Here is a 21,053-nt window from a genome sequence, read left to right on the forward strand (position 1 = left end):
TTGTGCGGAATCCGGGGCCGACAGGGCAACGGCGGGCGGCACAGGCGCGGTGCGCGTGGTGGCACGCAGGCTGCTGCCGCTGCTGCCGCTGCTGTTCGCGCTGTACGTCGTCAACTTCCTCGACCGCGCCAACATCGGCGCCGCCGCCCGCGGCGTGAGCGTCCGGCACCGAATAGCCCAACCCCGGTTCCCGGCAGGTCAGATGGCCTGCTGGACCTCTGCCGTGCGCACACATTTCTTCGTCCTTGGAGGCATGGCCATCATGGTGATCTGATGAGCTTGTCTCATGATCGCGCCGCCTCGCACTGGCCCTCACCAACAGACCAGCCGGCCCGGCCGGCGTCCTTCGCTGTGCAGTCCCTCTGAAAGACGACCGGTGGATCCAGGCTAAGCGGGCTGATCCCTCTGACCGCCAAGCGGCTCCGGAGAGGTGCACAAGCGCACGGCGAGGGCGGCGATGTCGTCGTCGAGGAGTCCTCTGCTGTAGTGGAGGAGGTCATGGTGAAGAGCGTTGAGCAGTTCGCCGGGTGGCCCCAGGGTCTGCCGACGCAACCAGGCGGCCACCGGGAAGAACTCGCCGTCGCGGTCGCGGGCCTCGGCGACACCGTCGGTATAGAGGAGCAGCAGGTCGCCGGGGGCGAAGCCGAAGGTGTCGATGCTGTAGTGATCACCGATCAGCTCTGCGAGGTTGAGAAGCGGCGAGGGAGCGGTGGGCTCCAGGGCGCGGACTTCCCCGCGGTTCAGGAGCAGCGGCGGGGGATGTCCGCAGTTGAGGATTCCGATACTGCCGCCCCCGTGTGGGATCTCGGCGAGAAGGGCGGTGGCGAAGCGCTCCATCATGCCCTCGGTGGGAAAGGCGGCGTTGTAACGGGTACTGCTGGCTTCCAGGCGACGGGCGATATTGACCAGGTCGGCCTCGTCGTAGGCTGCCTCCCGGAAGGAGTTGACCATCGCCGCGGCCGTGCCCACCGCCGGCAGACCCTTGCCCCGCACATCGCCGATGAGTAGCCGGACCCCGTACTTCGTGTCGACCACCTCGTAGAAGTCGCCGCCGATACTGGCCTCCGCCGCGGCCGCGAGATACAGCGCCTCGATCTCGACGCCCCCGAAGCGGCGCGGCATCGGGCTCAGGACCACCTGCTGCGCCGCGTCTGCGACGAGCCGGACCTGGAGCAGGGTCTGCTCCCGCTGGAGCCGGACATGACTTCCGTACGCGGCCGCCACGGTGACAGTCACGATCCCCGCCGCCGTCCACCACGTCCCCAGGTCGGGGAACACGATGCCGAGGCCGATCATGAGGAGAAGGCCGACCGTCCCCAGCAGGACGGTGGGGAGCACGGGCCACATGGCGGCGGCGAGGGCCGGCGCTGCGGGCAGGAGCCGGCTGAAAGCCAGATCTGGGGGAGTGGCGTACGCCAGGCCGGCGATGACAGCGGTCAGGATCACCGGAGACAGCAGAGTAAGTCGCCTCCGGCCGTGGCGATGACGGAGGCGCGGCCGTCCAGGCTTGATCACACTTCGCAGGATATCCACGCACAGCGGACATGGCGCTCTGGTGAGTCGGAGTCGGCCGCCTGTGCCCGGACGGTGCACCCTGGTGGGCGATGGTGCCGAGGCTTACACGCTTCCGGCTGGGATTCGAAGCCGAACGACCTGGAAGCGCCCCGCATCGCCTCTCGTCTACTGACCCGTATTGGGCTGAGGTCTGTCCGATGGGTCAGGGGGGCGGGGGATGGGCAGGGCGACGCGGGGATTCTCCGCCGAGGAGTTGGAGATCCAGCTGCGGTGAGATCGCCGTCCAATGCGAGCGCCGGCTTGCTGAGCTCGACGAAAGGGGAAGCCGGCCCATAGAGACTGCGGGGGCCGGGGAGATCCAGTGGCATCACTACCTTAACCCCGGCGAACGCTCACTGTATATGGAAAACTACTCCGCGTAACGGTGTTCTGTCGCGAGGAGAAGTTCATGGCGAAAGCGAAGTTCGAGCGCACCAAGCCGCATGTCAACATCGGCACCATCGGTCACGTCGACCACGGCAAGACCACGCTTACCGCGGCGATCACCAAGGTGCTGCACGACGAGTTCCCGGACCTGAACCCGTTCACGCCCTTCGAGGACATCGACAAGGCGCCTGAAGAGCGTCAGCGCGGTATCACCATTTCCATCGCGCATGTCGAATATCAGACGGCGAACCGGCACTACGCCCACGTCGACTGTCCCGGTCACGCGGACTACATCAAGAACATGATCACCGGTGCCGCCCAGATGGATGGCGCGATCCTCGTGGTCGCCGCGACCGACGGTCCGATGCCGCAGACCAAGGAGCACGTCCTCCTGGCCCGCCAGTCCGGCGTTCCGTACATCGTTGTCGCCCTGAACAAGGCCGACATGGTGGACGACGAGGAGATCCTTGAGCTCGTCGAGCTCGAGGTCCGTGAGCTTCTCTCGGAGTACGAGTTCTCGGGCGACGACCTGCCGGTCGTCAAGGTTTCGGCGCTGAAGGCGCTTGAGGGCGACCCGGAGTGGACCAAGACCGTCGTCGAGCTGATGAAGGCCGTGGACGAGAACGTCCCCGAGCCGAAGCGCGATGTCGACCAGCCGTTCCTCATGCCGATCGAGGACGTCTTCACCATCACCGGTCGCGGTACGGTCGTCACCGGTCGTATCGAGCGCGGCGTCCTGAAGGTCAACGAGACCGTCGACATCATCGGCATCAAGACCGAGAAGACCACCACCACGGTCACCGGTATCGAGATGTTCCGCAAGCTGCTCGACGAGGGCCAGGCCGGTGAGAACGTCGGTCTGCTGCTCCGCGGTATCAAGCGCGAGGACGTCGAGCGCGGCCAGTGCATCATCAAGCCGGGTTCGGTCACCCCGCACACCGAGTTCGAGGCCACGGCCTACATCCTGTCGAAGGACGAGGGTGGCCGCCACACCCCGTTCTTCAACAACTACCGCCCGCAGTTCTACTTCCGTACGACTGACGTGACCGGCGTGGTGACCCTCCAGGAGGGCACCGAGATGGTCATGCCGGGCGACAACGCCACCATGAACGTCTCGCTGATCCAGCCGGTCGCCATGGAGGAGGGCCTGCGCTTCACCATCCGTGAGGGTGGCCGTACCGTCGGCGCCGGCCAGGTCACCAAGGTCGTCAAATGACCTGGCGCCAATGACTTAAGGCGTGTCCGGTGGTGAGGCCGGACAACGATGAAGTCCCGGCCGGAATCCGGTCGGGACCTTCGTTTGACCTGATGGGCGAGTGTGGAGAATACGAGATTCGAACCCGTGAGGAGTTTCCCCTTCCGTTTGGCCATGCCCGTCGCAAGGGCTAAAGCGGTGCTTGTAGATCGTCCTGTCGAAGCCAGTGGGCCGGCCTCCCGCGCTGCCGCGGTGTTGGCGGTTGGCCCCCTGGTCCTTGCGCTCGGGAAGGGTGTGTGGCCCAGGCGCGAGACTCGGTGCGTTCGAGGACCGGGATCAGTTGCGGGGCATCGCCCCACTGGCCTGGGGTGATGACGAACGCGAGCGGACGTCGGCCGCCCTCACTGGCCAGGTGGATCTTGCAGGTCAGGCCGCCCCGGGAACGGCCCAGGGCCTCATCTGAACGATGCGCAACAGGCTGGCCGTGCCGGCCCGGGATGCTCGGCGCGTCGGTGCGGGTGCCCGTGGCGTGCTGATGGGCCCGGCAGGAGGGGTCTTCCAACGCCCGCCCCGCCCCACGTTGGAACTGCGCATCAAATCTGGTTCGCCGTTCCGCCTGGGGAATGGTCACCCGCTGCTGGCCGTCCCGTTCGGTGCCGTGCTGGGGAGTTTCTTGCCGAGGTCGGCAGGCACGGCGGTGGGCTCGGCTGCCTCGGCCGCGCCCTTCTCCCTGGCGAGGAAGGAGCCGAGTTCGCCGATGGTGCTCATGAGCGGTGCCGGGAAGACGACGGTGGTGTTCTTGTCCACGCCGATCTCCACCAGGCTCTGCAGATTGCGCAGTTGAAGCGCCAGCGGGTGCTGCATCATCGTGTCCGAAGCATCGCCGAGCGCAGCTGCCGCGAGCGACTCGCCCTGCGCGCTGATGACCTTGGCTCTCTTCTCCCGCTCCGCCTCGGCCTGCCGGGCCATGGCCCGCTTCATGGTCTCCGGCAACTGGATGTCCTTCAGCTCCACCAGGGTGACCTCGATGCCCCATTCAGTGGTCGTGCCGTCGAGGATCTGACGGATGTCCAGGTTGATGCGGTCGGTCTCCGAAAGGGTTTCGTCCAGTGAGTGCTTGCCGACGACCTTGCGGAGCGTGGTCTGCGCAATCTGGTTGATAGCCGTGTCGACGTTCTCGATGGCGATCACTGATTTGACCGCGTCGACGACCCTGAAATAGGCGACGGCCGAGACATCGACGCTGACGTTGTCCTGGGTGATGATTCCCTGGGACTGGATCGGCTGCGTGACGATACGCAGCGAGACCCGGTGCAGCACATCGACGAACGGGATGATCAATCGCAGTCCCGGGGAACGTGTCCCGACGAGCTTGCCGAACCGGAACAGCACTCCGCTCTCGTACTGCCTGACCACCTTGATGGCCATGGCCAGAATTATCACTGCCAGGACGACGGCGATGATCACGACAAGGATCAGAATTCCCATGTGACGCTCCTCCATAAGGCCCCGCGATCGCAGCGGTAGCCTTCGGGTGCCCGTGGCACGGCGCGGGTGCTCGTGGCACGGCCAGCGGGCCGCCTCTCTCGCAGTGACCAGGCTGGGCAGCCCGGCAGCATGGTGAGCCGTAGGCGGTGCCTCACGTCCAGCATCGCGCGCATCGCCGAGGAAATCAGGGGCCGAACGGCCCCGCTACGCTCCACCCGGGCGGCCGTCCGGTCCCCCCGGGGCGGCCGGTCCGGCTAGTGCGTCTCGACCGGGGAGGCCCCTCCCCCTCGGTGGCCTCGAAGAAGAAGCCGATCCGCTCCACCTCATCGTCCTGCCGGAAGTGCACGACCTGCACGAGCCGCCCCGCTGAGAAAGGAGGATCTTGTCGCCGTCGCGGACGATGACGTGGGTGTCGATGACGGCTGTGCCAGTTGTTCGCTCATGATTCCTGGGGGGCTGGTGGCTGAGGCCACCGACGGTAGTGGCAGGGGCGGGATGGCATCGGCGATCGGCTTGCGACCTCCGATGGGGTGGCATTGCTGGTGTCGAGGATGAGGACCTGGACTCCGGCATTCGTGAGGATCGCGCAGGTATCCCGATACAGATCGACTTCTCGGCTCGGCGCGGTGGGGTCACCGCGGAAGCGGTGCGCAACTCCCGATGCGGCGATCTGCCGACTCGCGCTCACGAAAGCTATCCGGTCGGTGTGGATGTCATCGACCAATGCCAGGCAAGTGATCTCATTGGCGCCGTGCGGTGCCCTCGGCTCCGTCACCAAGTCGAGATCGAAGGACAGGTCGCTGATCAGAAAGCGGGCCGTGGGGTGCACATCGAAGTGACGCAACGGAATGTAGATGCCGAGCCGGCGCAAATCTGGACGACCCTCCACGGGCTGTGCCGGTCATCATGCCTGAGGCTCTGACCGGCCTGCCTCGCATCGGGACGCCTGGACGGGCAGCATCGTGGCAAGGCGCAGCAGTGGGGACTCGCTGACGGTCCGGCGCGCGGTCGCCAAGGGCGAGACCCGAGCAGCTCGAGCACGGGGGTGGTCGATTTCCGCAGCTGCGCCCGGCCTCGGACGCCTCCCGGGGCGGGCGATGGTACGAGGCGCCGCGTCTCGCCACGCTCGTGCCACGGAGCCGGCTCGGCCATACAGCTCCGCCATATAGCTCCGCCGTACGGCTCGGCCGGTACGGCCAGAAAATCGTTCCCACGCACGCACGTGTGATCAAAGATCAAACCCCCGCTCAGCCACTCACAAGGAGATCGACCGTTGGTTGCCAGCAATCTTGTTCTCATCGCCAACGCCGGTGGCGTGGGCCGCACGGTCCTCGACCAGCTGCGCGCGCAGGACGTGCCGGTGCGCGCGATGGTCCGCCACGACGACGAGCGTGCGGCGGAGTTGCGTGCGCTCGGCGCGGAGGTCGTCATCGGAGATCTGACCCGACCCGAGAGCGTCGCGGCCGCGCTGAAGGGTGTCGGGCGGATGTACTTCGCGATGCCCGTATCGCCGGACCATCTGCTGGCGGCGACCGTGGTGGCCAGCGTGGCGCGCGAGCAGGGGGAGCTGGACGGCCTGGTTGGCATGTCCCAGATGACGGTGTCGCAGATGACCGCCACCAGCACCGCGGAGTCGCATCAGCAGCGGCTGCACTGGCTGGCGGAGCAGGTACTGAACTGGTCGGGTCTGCCAGTGGTCCACATCCGGCCGACGGCGTTCCTGGACAATCCGCTGTTCACCACGCTGGCGGCGCAATCGATCCGGGACAACGGCACGATCGCGCTGCCGTTCGGCACCGGACGCACATCGCCGGTCGCCGTGGACGACGTCGCCCGGGTCGTCGCCACCGTGCTCCGCGACCCGGCTCCGCACATCGGGCACGTCTACGAGCTGACCGGGCCACGCACGGTCGACATGACCGAGATGACCGAGGAGTTCTCACGAGCGCTGGGGATTCTGGTGTCCTATGTCGACGTGCCGCTGGACCGGTGGCGGACCGAGGTGCTCGCCAAGGCTGGGCTGCCGCCGCACACCGAACAGCACATCGCCACCATGGCCCGACTGCACCAAGAAAACCGCTACGACCGCAGATCCGACGACGTCGAACGCGTCACGGGCGTACCTGCCCAAACGATCGAGGCGTTCGTGGCCGCTCGCAGGGATTTCTACCTGGGCTGACCCCCTTCCGGCCGGGCCACGCCGCTGCACAAGAACCGTCCCTTGGGTGACTGCCGTGGCGGACCCGGCCCTCGTTGGCCGTGCCGGCCCGCAACCGACCGGGATCTCTCACCAACCGGCCGAGGAGACGATGCAATGCAACCTGCGCAGGAGAGCCCTGATCTGTCGAAACGTCGCGCCGCGCCCGGTTCGGCAAGCCGCCGAAGCGGAGGCCCACGCCGGGTAGTGAGTGCCGCCGCTGCACTGGCACCTCCCGAAAATCACATGCCCACCAGCTCGGATGTCCACCGACCGCCCGGTTATGCCTGCACGCTGTGGCCAACGCCCACCACCGAACTCGGCGACGCGCACGAGCTCCTGGGCCGGGTTCGCCTACGGATGACGTGCGGTGATCAGGTGAGACCGAGCTGTTGCAGCATGCCGAGCTCATCGCTGCTGCCCCAGCGCTCAACCATTCTCCCGTCGGCGAACCGGCTGATCTGCATGCCTCGGTAACTCACCGTCTTTCCCGTCGCACTGTGCCCCATCAGTTCACCGAGGTGTGTGCCCGTGATGGTGTATGCGAACGCGATTTCGTCGTCGGTGGCCATGACGTGCTCGACCTCGATGTGGAGATCCGGGAAGGCTCGCCTCATCGTGGCGAACATCTCCTCATAACCTTCGGGTCCAGGAACCTGTCCTGGGGCCGGGTCGTGGTCGACAGAGTCGGGCGCCACGTATTCCTCGAGCTCGCCGAGGTGGTCACTGTTCACCGCTGATCCGAAGCTCTCCAAGACGGCGACGTTGCTGCTGCGCGACATGACGCGCTCCTTGACGTTGCAGTCCTGGGCGACTGCACATCCAGGATGTGGAGTTGCCCCTTCCTCCCCTCCACGATAGGTCTGGCGGCCTGAGGTGGCCTGCTGGAACGGGAGGTGAAGACCCTCGCGAATTTCCGCGGGCAGGCAAGCCGAATGCGACCACCCCGCGCTTCTGGACTGCGCCGATGTCGCCCGGTCGCGTATTCCAGGGTGTCCTGCCGGGATCACTGTTCTGTTTGATCGGGTGGATACCGTCTATACCCAAGTGTGCGTGGTGGACGATGTGGCGTTCCCCAAGTGCGGCCCGCCGGCCGGCGACAGCGACGGGGCCGTGGAACTCCTGCGTCCGCTCTCCCCGCGCGACGCCTGCCATATCGCGGTGCGGCTGGCCGCGATGGCCGCCGACGCGCTCGTCGTCACCGAGGACGCCGGGGCGACCGCGCCGAGGCACTGGCGCAGTGGCAGCAGTGCATCCTCCGGCACGCGGTGGAGCACGGCGGCAGCTGCTCCCGGTGAGTGCCTTGTGTGGTGCTGTGAAGGTCAGCCCTTCCTCGTCGGCGGCTTGATCAGGTAGATCCGGCGGGCCAGGTCCAGCGCGGTCAGCAGCACATGGGCCCCGTTCCAGTTGTATTCACGGCGCTGCTGCCACACCTCGCCATAGCCGGTCGGGTCGGCGGCGCGTGCCTGGAAGACGACCCTGGAGCGCTGGTCCCAGTTCCTGATCTCGTCCGCGTGGTCGCCCACGACCCAGGACGTCCTGCCACGGATCGCTTGGGCGATCTGCGCGGGAATCGCCTGGAACCGCGCCCCTTCGGCCAGGGCCACGGCCAGTGCCTGGACTCCGGTCTCCAACGTGTGGGTGCTCGTGTTCGGGTCGTGATGGAAGATGGCGAGCGCCGCTTCCCGCAGGCGGCTCCGGCTGATAGTGGTTTGGGGGAGACCCCGGTAGGTGACGCCCCAGCCGAAGTGCTCCCTGCGGACGCCCGGGTACACGTTGTCCGGGATCATGTCCTCCGTGCGGCCGTTCCTTTGCTCGGTGAACGTGTAGAAGACCCGGCGGGTCGCGTCCCGGTTCTCCACGTAGAACCCAAGGAGATAGCTGTCGGACCGGCGGAAGACTGCTCGGAGCATGCCGCCCAGGATGAACTCGTCCTCGGTGAACCGTCCGATGTAGATCGACTGAAAGGCGCCGGGGTCGGGGTTCTGGATCAGGTGGCCGGCGCCGGGCCGTCGGACGCTCTGCTCTCCCAGCATCGAGCCGCGGACGTTCGCGACCGTACGGGTATAGAGGTCGGCGAAATCCTCGTCGTCCGTCACCGCCCTCGGCTGCGCCTGCATCTGGAGCTGGGCTTGGGCGCTCCGGTCCTGTCCGGGCCGGGCCGGTGCGCCGTAGGTGACCGCCTCTCCCGCGCCCAGCGTGCCCGCCAGCACCGAGACCACCACTGCCGCGCTGACCAACCGCCGCCGTACCGGCCCGCGTTCGGACCGTTCGGCCCGTCCAACCCTGCGCGTCATCTCTTCCGTGTCTCCCATGTCAGGCCCAGAACTCGAACTCGGCCTGGAGCGTGCCCTTGGTGACCCGGCCCCCGTCGCTGTAGTAGAGGGCCTTGTACTCCTTGCCCCTCGTCAGGCCCGCGTCGATCAGGGTCGAACCGTACGCGCCGCAGTTGGCGTTGCCGCAGGCCCAGTCCCACGTGACGCGCTTGCCGTTGCTGTCCTGGATCTCGATCCAGTCCCAGCCGTTGTACGGATCCCGCCCTGAGGGCGCCACCCACGTGACGCTGACGCCCTTGATGTGGGACTGGTACCAGTAGCCCCTGAACTGCGCCGGCGATACCTCACTGATCAGGTAGTCGGTGTTGATCTCGCCTGGCTTCGGGTCCTCGGGGCCGTCGGTCCGGACCGTCGGCGGCTGCCAGTGCTCACGCGCCGAGTCGGCCGCCGGAGCTGCCTGCACAGCGGCCTTCGTCGGTTCCCCCGAACCCTGCGGCGCCGCGGAAGCCGTCCCCAGCGCCACCACGGACACAGTCACGAGCGCCCCGGCCATGACCGCGGTCCGCCGCCGGGGCGCGTTCGCCCCGGCGTATAAGGAAGAGACCTTGCCTTTGCCTCGCGTGCGGAACAGCATGCGTACTTCACCTCGCCGTTGATCGGAGATCGATGCGCCAGAAACGTTAGGAAGCCGCGATCAACGTTCCTTTGACGACTGCTCAACGCGAGCCTTCACGTAGGCGAGGCATGAGCCGCGACGGTCACGGTGCCGTGGAAGATGTGCGCCCTCTTGTCGAATCGGGTGGCTACAGCGCGGGAGCCCTTGAGCGCGTTGATCGGTCGCTCGATGTCGATTCGTCGTTTGTAGGTTGTGTCGAAGCTGGTGGGTCGGCCGTGCGCTACCACGGCGCCGGCGGTTGGCTCGCTGGTCCTTGCGCTCCGGCTGACCGGTGGTGCAGCCACAGCGGCGCCGCCGGAGAACGGACCCTGTGTGCCACATATGAGAGACGCACCTGTCAAGAGAATCCGTCGATTTTAGACAAGGCGCCACATCGAGCGGTGTGCTGAGCGCGGCGTCAATGGGCGTCGTACTACGGACCACTTGTGCCCGGGCAACAACAAGCGGTCCCCCAGCCGTGAGAAGCATCGTTGTACGGGCCTTTCGGACGAGACCACGGCGATCCCGGACGGGACTCCGCCGGAAGGGAACGAACGACCGTGACATCCCACCGCACCGCTCGCCTCGCCGCCCTCCTTGTTCTGCCTGCCGCCCTGGTCCTCTCGGGTGCCGCCGCTCCGGCTACCGCCGGGGAGAAGGCGTACCAGATCAATCTGGACCAGCTGAACGACTCTCAGGGCAAGGGCACGGCGCTGCTCAGTCTCAACGGCACCCGGCTGACCGTGAAGATCGAGTCGGAGGGGCTTGTGCCGGGCCAGCCACACGCACAGCACCTCCACGGCTCCACCGACGGCCATGACTTCCAGTGCCCGGACGCAAGCGCCGACACGGACGGCGACGGGATCATCAACAACACCGAAGCCACGGTGCATTACGGCGATATCAACATCTCGCTCACCACCGACGGCGACACCAGCCCGGACAGCGGGCTCGCCGTCGACCGCATGCCCAAGGCGGACGCCCAGGGGAACCTCTCCTACGAGCGCACCATCCCCGTGTCCCAAAAAGTGGTCGATCACATCAAGGACCTCCACATCGTGCAGCACGGCATCGACCCGAACGGCAACAAGAAGTACGACTTCGGCGTGGGCAAGAGCGAGCTCGATCCCAAACTGCCCCAGGAAGCCACCGCGCCCGCGGACTGCGGAATGGTGGAGGGCGCGGCGGTGGGGTCCATTCCGGTGGGAGGCGTGGAGACGGGTGGCGGCACGGCCACAAGCGACGGGGTCCCCGGGGCACTGGTGGGCGCCGGCGGGCTTGCCTTCGTAGCAGCCGTCGGAGCGCTGCTCCTGAACCGCAGAAGGCGCTCGACCGCCTCTGCCGAGCCGACCGGACGGAGCGCCGCGTGAGGGGCTGGGGCAAGCGCGAAGCCGTATCCTGTGCCGCTGCCGCAGCGATGGTGCTGCTCGGCGGATGCGGGGGCCAGACGCCGGTCTCGCAGTCACCTCCTGTCCAACAGCAGTCCGCGCGGGGCGGCCAGGCCGCCCCGGGAACAGGAACAGGAGCAGGAACGGGAACAGGAACGGGAGCTGAGAGTGGTCAAGGCGGTGAGCAGGAAACGGGGGGTGCAGCGGGGAAGTCGGCTCCACAGCGGATCTCCGTCCCGTCGCTCAACATCTCGTCCGTCCTTGAGCCTTTGGGCCGGAAGAAGGACGGCACGATGGAAACGCCCGCTGACCCCGACAAGGCGGGCTGGTACACGCCCGGCCCAGCTCCCGGCGAAAAGGGCCCGGCTGTCATCGCCGGTCATGTCACCTGGAACGGAAAGCCGGGGGTATTCCAGCGGCTGTCCGCGTTGAAACCCGGTGACGCGATCGAGGTTGCACGGACGGACGGGAAATCCTCGAAGTTCACTGTCAGCCGCATCGCCCAGTACCCGAAGAACAAGTTCCCCACCATCGAGGTCTACAAGAACATCGATCATGCGGGGCTGCGTCTGATCACGTGCGGGGGGCAGTACGACGCATCGCAGCACTACTACCCGGACAACGTGGTGGTTTTCGCCGAGCTGGCCGGGGCGGAATAGCACCGCCACCGATCCAGATAGCCGGGCTCCGGTTGCCGGGTGACCGGTGCTGGTGCCAGGTGCCAGGTGCCGGCGCCTCCAGAGCGTCGCGGGGCCGGCACCTGGCGTCCCCCGTCGGCGTGCGGGGTCGTCATCCGGCGGGCGCACAGTTCCAGCAGCCTGGGAGGTTCGTCTCGTACGTCCGCCTGGTGCATTCCGCAACTGGGCGTCGACGGCCCTCAGGCGGCCGGTGCTGAACTGCCCGACACCCAGCACCTGTGCCCCGCCTGAGGAACGGACGTCGAGTCCGCCGCCCGCACTGATCACCGCGGCGCCATGGTTGATCCGGGTCATGGCCGGTCGGGTCTGGGCGCGGCCGGGCAGTTCGGGACTTTCTCCCACTCGATGGAGCTCATCCGGGAGCTCATCCGGGAGCATTCCGGGAGAAAGACGCCCCGGACTCAAGCCCGGGGCGTTCCTCGCAGACTTACTGGATTGGGGAGTCGGGCGGGGGGAGCTGGATGGTGCGCTCCCGGTCGACGGATTCGACGCCGTCGACCGTCTCCAGGGCCGGTATCCGGTCCTCGGCGACGGTGCCGGAGAGCGTGCCGAGCGTCGGCTGCTCGCCCGTGACCGTCAACCCGGCCCGGCGCAAGGCCTTGACCACGTCCGCGAACCGGTCGGGGTCGACCGCGAGGATGACCCCGACCGGCGCGGACTGGGACGACTCGCTCACGGTGCCTGGAGCAGACCCGAGCCGACGTCCCTGCCGGGCTGCGTCAGCGGGAACGCACTGGACAGCAGACTGGCCTTGAGATCGGTCGCAGAAGCGTTGGGATTCGCCTGGGCGAGCAATGCGAGGACACCCGCGACGTGCGGCGTGGCCATGCTGGTGCCGCTCATGCTCTGGTAACCGCCGCCAGGGGCAGCCGAGCGCACGTCCCTGCCGGGCGCGGCGATGTTGACCTCGCCGCCTTGGCCGTTGGTGCCGCCGTTGGAGAAGAACGACGGCGTGAGTGCCTTGTCGAGGGCGCTCACCGCGAGGATGGAGGGGCAGTTGGCGGGCCGGCTGACGGGAACGATTTCCGGGGGCCGATGGCTGTCGTTGCCCGAGGCAGCGACGATCACCGTCCCGCGCTCGAGCGCGCGTTGGGCCAGCTTCTCGTATGTCTGAGGGAAGAGCTCACCCGGTCGGACCCGAGCGCCGAGCGACATGGAGATCACCCGCGCGCCGTGGGCGACGGCCCAGGCCATGCCCGCCAGGATCTGGCCGTCGGTGCCGCTGCCCGCCGCGTTGCTGAGCACCTTCGCCGCGAGGATCCGGGCTTCGCAGGCCACACCGTAGCGGGGTCCCTGCTGGGGCTTTGCCGGACCGGCAGCGGTGCCGATGCAGTGCGTGCCGTGGCCATTGCCGTCCTCGACGGCCTCGCCGGGCACGAAGGAGGCCGACGCCTCGATGCGCCCGACCAGGTCCGGGTGGTCGGTGTCCACGCCGGTGTCAATGACGGCGATCTTCACACCGCGTCCGGTCAGGCTGGACAGATTGGCCCGGATCGCCTGCAGGCCCCAGGTCCAGTTCTGCTCGTCCAAGGCCGGGCCTTGGGCAGCTGCGATTTCGGCCCTGGTGTGGTGGGCGACCACTGCCTCGTCGCTGCGGTAGGCCGGGAAGAACTCGGTCGGTGCCTGCTGCGGGGCGGTGATCGGCGAGGCATAGACCATGCGCTCCGGCTCCGCCGCGATGATCGAGGATTCCGCCTCGGCCGTGGTCACCAGGTCGTGGCGCTTCTCGGGCCGCACCTCGACGACGGCGGCGCCGAGTTCCTCGAAGAGCACCGAGACGTCAGGGCGCTCAAGGAGTTCGGCGACGTTCGCGGCCTCGGTTCCTCGGACACGTTCGACGGACGCGATGTCGGCGGAGGAACGCAGTGCGTTCAGCCCGCTCTCCTGGTCGCTCGGGTCGAGCAGGACCACGTATCGACCGGTGTACTCCGCACCCTGGCCCGTGACGGGGCCATTGGGCTGTTCGGGATGCTCGCCGAAGGCGCGCCTGTCCATGGGTCCGTTCGCCATTGAATTTCCCGCTCTCTCTGCGCGTTTGTGGACGCGCGCCGATTCACGGAGTGCCAGGCGCCAAGGATGGTGGGGCGCGGATAAGTCGCGATATCGACGCGTAGTGCCGCCGCCTGCAAGGCTGTCCATTGCCAGGCTGTCGGCATGGCCCCCCGTACACCGTCGCACTGGGCACGGAGGCCCGCAACACAGCGCCGCATCCATGGCAGGAAAGCGCCGCCCCCGCCGCCCGGTGTTTCCGAGAAGCCGCCTTGCCGGCTTGCGGCCTCATCTGCTGGAGACGCCTCAAGAGAGCCCGACCATGATCGTGTTACGAGCTCCAAGGTAGGCGAGCCCCGCCCACAACACCTTCCAGGCCGACGCCGAAGCCGCGTTCCGGCCCTACCGGGCCGAATCGCCCAGCCTGGTGGCTCCGGCCGCCCCAACGACACCATCTCGCACGATGACGTCGCCCACGAACTCACCCATGGCGTTACCCAGTTCACCGCGGGATGGATATATCAGGACCAGTCCGGTGCCCTCAACGAGTCGACCTCCGACGTCTTCGGCTCGCTGGTCAAGCAGCTTGCCCGACGCCAGACCGCCGAGCAGGCGGACTGGCGTCGGGCAGGCGGACTGGCTGATCGGTGCCGGCCTCTTCACCCCCACGGTGCGTGCGCAGGGCCTGCGCTCGAATGCGCCGATCCGGAGCTCAGCGAATGCCAGGACGAACCGGTCGACCTGTGCTCCGGGAAGGCGAATAGGTGCCGCCACCCGTCGACCGGGCCGGTGACGCTGAGTGTGCGGCCCTGCACGCCGTGCGATAACGGCAGCATGACAAAGACTCCAACGGCCACGGCCGTGGAAATCAAGATCGGCTTTTCCGGAGACGAGGCCAGGAAGGCGGCCTGCGCGTTTGAACTCCAGGCCGACGAGGGCCGCAGTCGCACCATTCACTTCTGGGACAGTCCGAGGAAGGGCGGCGACGGCACCTCGTTGCCCTTTCTCGACCGCGGGGTCATCTTCCGCCTGCGTCTGGACGACGGGGACCACGGGTCCAGGCGCGAATCGGACATGACCGTCAAGCTGCGGCCGTGCCCCCCGCTGCCGCCCGACTGGCAGAAGAACCGCAAGGATGCGGACGGGGGCTGGGAGTTCACGATCGAGGAGGACCGGACCGGCCCCGCCTTCACGCCCGTGGTGTCCGCTTCGCTGCAGGCCGACCGGAAGGTCGAGGCGAAGCTCGTCGAGGCGGCGCTCAGGCCCGAGCCCGGAGCGCTGGACCACGTCCTCGCCAAGCCGCACCGCCACCTCCTGGAGGACGCCGCAGGAGTGAAGCAGGGTGACCTCGCGGATCTGAGGGCGCTCGGCCCTGTGTACACCGTCAAGTGGAAGCAGGACTGGGAGACTCTGCCCCGCCCCGTGGTCATCGAGGAGTGGATCGCCAAGGACCTGCGCTTCCTCGAGGTCTCGGTGCGTACGGGCACGGCCGACGCGGCTGAGACTGAGAAGCTGCTCGAACAGGCCCTGCGCCGGCGCAACGTCGCTCCGCCGCGATCCGGCGAAACCAAAACCCGGGCCGTGCTGACCGTCCTCGCCCGTGACCTGGCACTCTGACGACGCCGCCGTCGGGATCCCGTCGCCAACCTCCCCTTTCCAAAGGGGATTTGGTGGCACTTCAGGTTCAGGCGGCGATGTTTAGCCTGTTTGCCGGCTACGCCGCCGGCGCTTCAAGTCCCGCACTGGCGGCCAGAAATTTGGGCCTTTCACTGCAACGCCCAACACAGTGAGTTGATCTGGCCGTACGTGAGCAGGCAGCAGGCAGCAGGCAGCAGGCAGCAGGCAGCAGGCACGGCGGAGGAGGCATCGTGGATGTCTGGCCGCCGTTCCCAACGGACGCGGAGGTGATTGAAGCCATGCCGGCGGGCAAAACTCCGCTCGACCACCTATCGATAGGTGCCCAGTCCGGTACCGTGCCGGGCCCTGCGGCGGGCGATGGCGCATGCTGCACGTCCGCTGCGGAACCATGAGACCGTCCCGCTTCCTGCCGGCTTGCCATCGGCCTTCGCTGCCCACCACCAGGACGGCACTTCCCTCGGCATCTACGATCCGGCGGCCGACATCTGGCTCGGGCGCCCCGTCTGGCTCAGACGGGTTGGTGCTCCTCACGCTCCTGCCGCAACCTGGCCTGGTCACCGATTGACTGCGCGCCGGCCTCACGAGGCGCACGTGCCTCGGGAAGGCGTTTCAACATGCCGGAGCGATCACCCATCATCTACCTGCGGGGATATGCCGGTCCGCCGAGCGGTGTGGACAAGCAGGTCGACGACCCGTTCTACGGGCTCAACAGCGGCGCCACCCACATTCGCGTCGGCGGCGAGGGGACGCCGCGCTTTTACCAGTTCGAGGGCCCCCTGCTGAGGCTGATGAGCGACGAGAGCTATCAGCTCCTGGTGCGCGGCGACCAGCACGCGTATCTCCAGTCGCAGGCCGATGGCGCGGTTGCGCCCGAGTCCATCTGGGTGCACCGCTTCTACGACTATGCCGCGTCCACGTTCGGGACGTCCGTAACCGCGGCCCCGGAGGAATTCGACCTCGAAAAGGCGGCAGAGCGCCTGTATGACTTCGTCCAGCTCGTCCGCCGGAAGACCGGCGCCCCCAAGGTGCATCTGGTCGCCCACTCCATGGGGGGTCTGCTCGCACGCTGCATGATCCAGAAGGTTTCCCGCACGGCCGATCCGCGCACGGGTGAACCTCGCCGCCCCGGCAGCGAACTCGTGGACAAGTTCTTCACCTACGGCACCCCGCACGGCGGCATCGCCTTCGACCTCGGCGGAGGGCTCGTCGACTGGGCGATGGAGACCTTCGGGCCGAATGGATCGGACATCTTCGCCCCCGATCGGATGTACGCCTATCTGACCCCCGGGGCGTCCCACGGCGACGATCCCCCGCCGGGCTGGCGGCCCAACGAGATTCCGGCCGGGGCCTTCGACGCGCGCCGAGTGTTCTGTGTCGTCGGGACCAACGCGGCCGACTACGGACTGGTCGAGAAGGCGGTCGGACCGCGCAGCGACGGGCTGGTCCACATCGACAACGCCTATGTGCGCAACGCCCACCGGGCCTTCGTCCACCGCTCCCACTCAGGCCGCTACGGATTGGTGAATTCCGAAGAGGGCTACCAGAACCTGCGCCGCTTCCTGTTCGGGAACTACCAGGTTCGGGCAGACCTTCGCGGCCTGGACCTGCCCGAGCAGCCCTCCGGTGAATCACGGGTGTGGCAGGCAGAGGTGCGGCTGGCCGTCCGGGGCTTGCCGATCGTCATGCATGAGCAGCGCGCGGCCCACTACTGCCCCATCCAGCTGAACCAGGAAGCCGCCCAGCACGGCTCTGCGGAGGGCAACACCGGCGGCGTACCCCTGGCCACCGCTTTCCTCCTCGACCAGGTCAACGTACGTGGCGGCCGGGAGGACCGGCTGATGCTCCGCTCCCGCTACACGCTGGTGCTGCGCGTCTTCCACCTCGTGGAGAAAAGCGGCCGGTTCTTCTGGGAGGACCACCTCGAGCAGGTACCCGACTGGGAGGACACGCTCATCGTCGACGTCGGCCGTCGCGGCTTGAACGAAGAGACAGGTTTGCAGGCCTGGGCGGCATGGAATTCAGGCGTCCCCGGCAGCATCGACGACACCGACCCGATCGCTGCGGAACCATGTCGGATGGTCGGGGACGGCGAGGAACTGCACACCGAGATCCCGATGCCCGAGGTGGTCCGTCCCATCCTCGGCAGCGAGTCCCGACTCCGCCTCACAGCGAGCCGCTTCAGCTGAGCTTCAGCCGAACGAAGCCAGCTCCCGGTGTGCGGACCAATCGCGCAGTGCCACCTTGTCCTTGAAGTTTCCGACGCTCGTATCGACCGGGTCGTCGGTGTACTGGTGGAACATCCACGGGTGCTGAATGTCGGGCCGACCGGGATTGCCGTTGTACTGAGCTATCCACAGGCCGTCCCCGGCGAAGGACGTACTGTCACGGTGCAGCCAGAAATCCCGGTTGCAGTAGAGAACCGTCCTGTGCTCGGGCGCGCTGTGCTGCATGCGCTTGATCCAGTTGTCCTTGAAGGAGTTCGAGACGTCATGGTCCTCCCAGTCGAGGGCGAGAATATCCCCCTCCGCCAGCTTGATCTTGGAGAGGAAGAAATCGGCCTGGGCTTCAAAGGAGCCAGGCCGGGCGAAATGATAGAAGCCGGTCACCATTCCGGCGTCTCGTGCGGTCTTACGTTGAGCGACCCACTTGGGGTTCGTGTAGGTCGTCCCCTCCGTAACTTTGATGAATACAAAGGCGAATCCGTCGGTGTGGTATTGCTCCGGCTGGAATGACGAGACATCGATTCCTTTGACGGTCATGGTCAGCTCCTTAGGCGGCGGCGAGGCGCCTGGCGATCCTCGCGCGCATGCTATCCATCGTGAATCCTTTGGGATCGATCTTGCCGGGCTGCCACTCCAGGTGGCCGATCACGCTGCCGGCGTGCCAGTCGTATGCGCGGCAGATCGCGGCTGCTGCCTTTTCGATCGCCTCGAGCTGCTCCTCCGGCCAGGGGTCGATTCCGTCGCCGAGGTTCTCGCATTCGAATCCGTAGAACCTCGCGTTGCCGTCGGTGTTCTGCTCATTGTCAGGAGGCAGCGGCCTCTCGTCGATGACGGCCCGAAGCACATCGTCGTCACCCCCGCCGGCGTGGTTCGTGCGACCGTTGCCCACCATGTAGACGACTCCGTCCTTGCCGATGACGCCGTGGCACAGCGGGCCGGGGAGATCCGGGCGGCCGTCATAGCAGAGTTTGACGGTGTTCTTCGTGTCGGAAGTGACGGTGTGGTGGATCATCACGCCGTTCACATTGTTGAAAGGACCTTTGTGGTTGCGGTTGTGGTGGCGCCAGTCGCGGGTCTCCTCGACGACCAGGTCTTCGCTGCGGAGTGCCCGGAGCATCTGGTCCGCGGTCATAGGTACGGCCATGGTGTCCTCCCTCCAGCGATGGAGGGTTCCTGAACGAACCCCCCCGTTGCGGGGGACTCAGTCGATGGGCGTGCTGTGGTGCGCTACGGGGCCGCCTGCGGGGGTCCAGGAAAAATGCCCGTCCTGGAACCCGTTGTCGCGATGGAACCTGTTGTTGCGATTGCTTCCTTGCCCCATTTCATCCGAGACGGAATAGCGCAGGAACGAACGTTCCCATCCCGTGCGCTGCCACAGTTCGCGGATGGCACCGTGGACTTCATGGCCGGCGCCGGCGTCCACCGGTGCGCCGATCCAGGGGATCTGCCCCCACTTCTCGTCGATGGCGGTGAGGGAACCCTCCCGGGGCAGTCACGGGTTATCTCCATTTTCGCGCTGCGCCTCGACTGTGGCATCTGGATCAACCTGCCCGGCCGGAGCGCGACGCAGGCACCGGAACCACCGTCGGCTTTGCACGCCCAAATGCGGGAGGTTTGCGTCTCACCCGCGATGGTCGACGGGGCTTACCCGGGCACGTCGACGTCCACGCCCCGGCCTTCGATGCCGCGCTCCGCACGGTGTGGGGTGAGACGAAGTGACCGTGAAGTCCTTGCCGCCGCTCTGCACGGACCGCCCTGACCGCGTGGGGCGGGATCGGCCGGAGATCCTCACCGCGCTGATCGGCGCCCCGTCCTTCGACCCGACTTTCCGCGACGTCATCATCTGCGTCCCGCAGGACCCACCAGGTCTACCGGTGGGCCTGTGTGGCCGACGGCTGCGAGCGGGTCCGGACCGGTGGGATGGACCTTTGCTCGATTCACTTCCAGGAGTGGGGAACGGCCGCTGAGGCCGACGGCCGAGGGTCACCAAACGAGACACGAACCCCCACCTCGGCCGGTACTTCACGATGCGTCATCAACGCACCATGCAGGTTTCCCTGACCGCTTGGCGGCGGTTGGAGCCTCTCTAAACGGGACAGCCCTTAGCCGACGGTGTCGCTGCCGCCTCGTGTCGCGTCGGGCGACAGCGGATCGGAGGCGCTGCGCCGGCCGGGGGGAACCTGCTGGGCGAAGGCCTGCAGGGCCACATCGCTGTTCGGAGGCAGGACGGCCATCAACCCGCGGTCCTGCGCCTCGGCGACCGCGGGGGCGGCGGCGCTTCCTTCGGGGACGAAGGCCAGGCGGACGTGCCCGTCGCCGGAGCCGCGGCGGTCCACCGGCGCGACGGCGCCGTGAGTGCCGTCGGGCAGGGTCACCCACAGCTGGAAGTCGTCGTACCGGACGAAGTCCGCGCCCTTCACCGGCCAGGGGTAGTGGTGTTCACCGGGCACGCTGGGAAGGATGCCTTGGTGGTTCCCGTGGCTCAGGGGCACGCAGGCGTTGAACAGGGAGTCGGTCCACGCCTCGACACCGTCGGCGTCCTTGATCGGCGTGCGCAGCAGCTCCTCGGCGCGCTTGTAGCCCAGTTCCGCCAGGGCGGGCAGCGTGAGCGGGAAGGCGTCGACCAGTTGGGCGGCATCCTGCCGGAGCCGGTCCACCTTCTCGGGGTCGGCGCAGAACTGCATGCTCCACTCGATGCCGACTCGGGCGCGGTACATGCACCAGCCGCGGGAGCCCTTGACCCACAGGCTGCCGCCGTGGTGCATCTCCCAGCGCTCGGAATTCTTCGGCTCCTGCTTCGGATCTGTCGGCCTGGGCCCGTAGGGCAGGTCGGCGTCGTCCATGGCGTGGAGAATCTTCTGTGCTGTCGCTTTGGCCGCCCGGAAATACGACGATTCAAAGCGTTTCGGGTGCTCGACGAGACGAATCTTCCACGGATGGTTTTCCGATTCGACGCCGCCCGGCTGGGGTTGGGGGTGACCCATGGCTGGCCTCCTTGGCTCGGCCTCACGGGCTGGCCACCGGCTCGCGGGGCGAAACCCCCCCCTGTTTCCATCGTGCTCCGCGAACCGGCCGGCAGCGACTGGAGAACCCGGCCGGCAGCGACTGGAGCTGGCAGCGACTGGAGAATGATGATCGTGGGCAAGGCCCCTAACGCCGCCGTACTTCTGCGGTGTGACGACAGAGCGGCCACCGCAACCAGGGCCTCGGCGATTCGCCGCAGCATTCGCCGCATCGTGACCCCCTGTTCCGACAGCCAAGCGGAGAGATGTCGTCAACCAGCCTCGTCACCGATCCGAAAAGGTGCCGGACGTCGGCCGATTGACGTCGGCAGTCTGGTTGCGGGGCATTCGGGGGAGAGTAGCC

At 67.2% G+C, this 21,053-nt stretch carries 19 protein-coding genes and 6 pseudogenes; 9 read left to right on the forward strand and 16 right to left on the reverse strand.

The annotated features are described in order from the left end of the window. Positions 1-55: 55 nt before the first annotated feature. Positions 56-274: a hypothetical protein gene (locus ACZ4S3_RS11215; RefSeq protein WP_467930455.1), complete on the forward strand. Its 219-nt coding sequence runs from the start codon at positions 56-58 to the stop codon at positions 272-274. Positions 275-387: 113 nt separating this feature from the next. Here ACZ4S3_RS11215 and ACZ4S3_RS11220 read toward each other — a convergent pair whose 3' ends face one another. Continuing rightward, entirely contained in the window at positions 388-1,446 is a 1,059-nt protein-coding gene (locus ACZ4S3_RS11220; protein ID WP_467930460.1) for a PP2C family protein-serine/threonine phosphatase, read from the reverse strand. Between the two features lie 517 nt (positions 1,447-1,963). Between ACZ4S3_RS11220 and tuf the strand changes: the two genes are divergently transcribed. After that, the gene (tuf, locus tag ACZ4S3_RS11225) at positions 1,964-3,157 is read left to right on the forward strand and encodes an elongation factor Tu (RefSeq protein ID WP_467930464.1); all 1,194 of its coding nucleotides are present in this window, start codon (positions 1,964-1,966) and stop codon (positions 3,155-3,157) included. 174 nt (positions 3,158-3,331) lie between these two features. On the opposite strand, the pseudogene ACZ4S3_RS11230 reads toward tuf, so the two are convergent. From ACZ4S3_RS11230 to ACZ4S3_RS11245, 4 genes and pseudogenes are all read right to left on the reverse strand, one after another. Then, positions 3,332-3,433, reverse strand: a pseudogene (locus ACZ4S3_RS11230) (IS5/IS1182 family transposase); the annotation flags it as partial. A gap of 25 nt (positions 3,434-3,458) precedes the next feature. Beyond that, a pseudogene (locus ACZ4S3_RS11235) lies at positions 3,459-3,686 on the reverse strand (IS5/IS1182 family transposase); the annotation flags it as partial. Positions 3,687-3,763: 77 nt separating this feature from the next. Then, positions 3,764-4,624 carry a slipin family protein gene (locus ACZ4S3_RS11240; RefSeq protein ID WP_467930468.1) on the reverse strand — a complete coding sequence of 287 codons (861 nt, stop codon included), beginning with the start codon at positions 4,622-4,624 and terminating at the stop codon, positions 3,764-3,766. 439 nt (positions 4,625-5,063) lie between these two features. Beyond that, complete coding sequence (locus ACZ4S3_RS11245) at positions 5,064-5,495, reverse strand: hypothetical protein (protein WP_467930472.1); 432 nt, start codon at positions 5,493-5,495, stop codon at positions 5,064-5,066. A gap of 402 nt (positions 5,496-5,897) precedes the next feature. Here ACZ4S3_RS11245 and ACZ4S3_RS11250 point away from each other — a divergent pair, with 402 nt between their 5' ends. Next, a complete protein-coding gene (locus ACZ4S3_RS11250) occupies positions 5,898-6,803 on the forward strand; it encodes an NAD(P)H-binding protein (protein WP_467930477.1) in 906 nt (301 codons plus the stop codon). A gap of 392 nt (positions 6,804-7,195) precedes the next feature. Here the strand turns inward: ACZ4S3_RS11250 and ACZ4S3_RS11255 are convergent, their stop codons facing one another. Then, positions 7,196-7,603 (reverse strand): ester cyclase, encoded by a 408-nt coding sequence (locus ACZ4S3_RS11255; RefSeq protein ID WP_467930481.1) that lies wholly within the window; start codon positions 7,601-7,603, stop codon positions 7,196-7,198. A gap of 244 nt (positions 7,604-7,847) precedes the next feature. On the opposite strand from ACZ4S3_RS11255, the gene ACZ4S3_RS11260 reads away from it, so the two are divergent. After that, positions 7,848-8,177, forward strand: a complete 330-nt coding sequence (locus tag ACZ4S3_RS11260) for a hypothetical protein (RefSeq protein WP_467930486.1) — start codon at positions 7,848-7,850, stop codon at positions 8,175-8,177. Here ACZ4S3_RS11260 and ACZ4S3_RS11265 read toward each other — a convergent pair. The 3 genes and pseudogenes from ACZ4S3_RS11265 to ACZ4S3_RS11275 form a co-directional block, all read right to left on the reverse strand. After that, entirely contained in the window at positions 8,144-9,118 is a 975-nt protein-coding gene (locus tag ACZ4S3_RS11265; RefSeq protein WP_467930490.1) for a ribosome-inactivating family protein, read from the reverse strand. The genes ACZ4S3_RS11260 and ACZ4S3_RS11265 overlap by 34 nt on opposite strands. Before the next feature lie 19 nt (positions 9,119-9,137). Continuing rightward, positions 9,138-9,635 carry a hypothetical protein gene (locus tag ACZ4S3_RS11270; RefSeq protein ID WP_467930494.1) on the reverse strand — a complete coding sequence of 166 codons (498 nt, stop codon included), beginning with the start codon at positions 9,633-9,635 and terminating at the stop codon, positions 9,138-9,140. 191 nt (positions 9,636-9,826) lie between these two features. Then, positions 9,827-10,073, reverse strand: a pseudogene (locus ACZ4S3_RS11275) (IS5/IS1182 family transposase); the annotation flags it as partial. Positions 10,074-10,312: 239 nt separating this feature from the next. Here ACZ4S3_RS11275 and ACZ4S3_RS11280 point away from each other — a divergent pair. Next, entirely contained in the window at positions 10,313-11,122 is an 810-nt protein-coding gene (locus ACZ4S3_RS11280; RefSeq protein ID WP_467930498.1) for a hypothetical protein, read from the forward strand. Between the two features lie 47 nt (positions 11,123-11,169). Continuing rightward, positions 11,170-11,799 carry a class F sortase gene (locus tag ACZ4S3_RS11285; protein ID WP_467931543.1) on the forward strand — a complete coding sequence of 210 codons (630 nt, stop codon included), beginning with the start codon at positions 11,170-11,172 and terminating at the stop codon, positions 11,797-11,799. 466 nt (positions 11,800-12,265) lie between these two features. Here ACZ4S3_RS11285 and ACZ4S3_RS11290 read toward each other — a convergent pair whose 3' ends face one another. Continuing rightward, on the reverse strand, positions 12,266-12,514 hold the full coding sequence (locus tag ACZ4S3_RS11290; protein WP_467930502.1) for a hypothetical protein: 249 nt from the start codon (positions 12,512-12,514) through the stop codon (positions 12,266-12,268). Then, positions 12,511-13,848 (reverse strand): S8 family peptidase, encoded by a 1,338-nt coding sequence (locus ACZ4S3_RS11295; RefSeq protein WP_467930506.1) that lies wholly within the window; start codon positions 13,846-13,848, stop codon positions 12,511-12,513. Before ACZ4S3_RS11295 ends, ACZ4S3_RS11290 begins: the two co-directional genes overlap by 4 nt. Before the next feature lie 429 nt (positions 13,849-14,277). Between ACZ4S3_RS11295 and ACZ4S3_RS11300 the strand changes: the two are divergent. Beyond that, positions 14,278-14,521, forward strand: a pseudogene (locus tag ACZ4S3_RS11300) (M4 family metallopeptidase); the annotation flags it as partial. Between the two features lie 140 nt (positions 14,522-14,661). Further along, the gene (locus ACZ4S3_RS11305) at positions 14,662-15,444 is read left to right on the forward strand and encodes a hypothetical protein (protein WP_467930508.1); all 783 of its coding nucleotides are present in this window, start codon (positions 14,662-14,664) and stop codon (positions 15,442-15,444) included. Positions 15,445-15,593: 149 nt separating this feature from the next. On the opposite strand, the pseudogene ACZ4S3_RS11310 reads toward ACZ4S3_RS11305, so the two are convergent. Further along, positions 15,594-15,824, reverse strand: a pseudogene (locus ACZ4S3_RS11310) (hypothetical protein); the annotation flags it as partial. A gap of 255 nt (positions 15,825-16,079) precedes the next feature. On the opposite strand from ACZ4S3_RS11310, the gene ACZ4S3_RS11315 reads away from it, so the two are divergent. Beyond that, positions 16,080-17,651, forward strand: a complete 1,572-nt coding sequence (locus ACZ4S3_RS11315; protein ID WP_467930513.1) for an esterase/lipase family protein — start codon at positions 16,080-16,082, stop codon at positions 17,649-17,651. A 3-nt stretch (positions 17,652-17,654) separates the two neighbouring features. On the opposite strand, the gene ACZ4S3_RS11320 is transcribed toward ACZ4S3_RS11315, so the two are convergent. From ACZ4S3_RS11320 to ACZ4S3_RS11335, 4 genes and pseudogenes are all read right to left on the reverse strand, one after another. After that, positions 17,655-18,224 (reverse strand): glycoside hydrolase family 25 protein, encoded by a 570-nt coding sequence (locus ACZ4S3_RS11320; protein ID WP_467930517.1) that lies wholly within the window; start codon positions 18,222-18,224, stop codon positions 17,655-17,657. Positions 18,225-18,237: 13 nt separating this feature from the next. Further along, a pseudogene (locus tag ACZ4S3_RS11325) lies at positions 18,238-18,831 on the reverse strand (N-acetylmuramoyl-L-alanine amidase); the annotation flags it as partial. Positions 18,832-18,888: 57 nt separating this feature from the next. After that, a complete protein-coding gene (locus ACZ4S3_RS11330) occupies positions 18,889-19,110 on the reverse strand; it encodes an LGFP repeat-containing protein (RefSeq protein ID WP_467930522.1) in 222 nt (73 codons plus the stop codon). Positions 19,111-19,789: 679 nt separating this feature from the next. Then, positions 19,790-20,965 (reverse strand): DUF6424 family protein, encoded by a 1,176-nt coding sequence (locus tag ACZ4S3_RS11335; RefSeq protein ID WP_467930529.1) that lies wholly within the window; start codon positions 20,963-20,965, stop codon positions 19,790-19,792. Positions 20,966-21,053 lie beyond the last annotated feature (88 nt).

The organism is Streptomyces sp. NPDC028368 (assembly GCF_055565615.1).

Coding starts and splice junctions, on each gene's coding strand:
- tuf (WP_467930464.1), top strand. CDS start 1,964: ATGGCGAAAGCGAAGTTCGAGCGCACCAAGCCGCATGTCAACATCGGC.
- ACZ4S3_RS11240 (WP_467930468.1), bottom strand. CDS start 4,624: ATGGGAATTCTGATCCTTGTCGTGATCATCGCCGTCGTCCTGGCAGTG.
- ACZ4S3_RS11255 (WP_467930481.1), bottom strand. CDS start 7,603: ATGTCGCGCAGCAGCAACGTCGCCGTCTTGGAGAGCTTCGGATCAGCG.
- ACZ4S3_RS11265 (WP_467930490.1), bottom strand. CDS start 9,118: ATGACGCGCAGGGTTGGACGGGCCGAACGGTCCGAACGCGGGCCGGTA.
- ACZ4S3_RS11285 (WP_467931543.1), top strand. CDS start 11,170: ATGGTGCTGCTCGGCGGATGCGGGGGCCAGACGCCGGTCTCGCAGTCA.
- ACZ4S3_RS11295 (WP_467930506.1), bottom strand. CDS start 13,848: ATGGCGAACGGACCCATGGACAGGCGCGCCTTCGGCGAGCATCCCGAA.
- ACZ4S3_RS11305 (WP_467930508.1), top strand. CDS start 14,662: ATGACAAAGACTCCAACGGCCACGGCCGTGGAAATCAAGATCGGCTTT.
- ACZ4S3_RS11315 (WP_467930513.1), top strand. CDS start 16,080: ATGCCGGAGCGATCACCCATCATCTACCTGCGGGGATATGCCGGTCCG.
- ACZ4S3_RS11320 (WP_467930517.1), bottom strand. CDS start 18,224: ATGACCGTCAAAGGAATCGATGTCTCGTCATTCCAGCCGGAGCAATAC.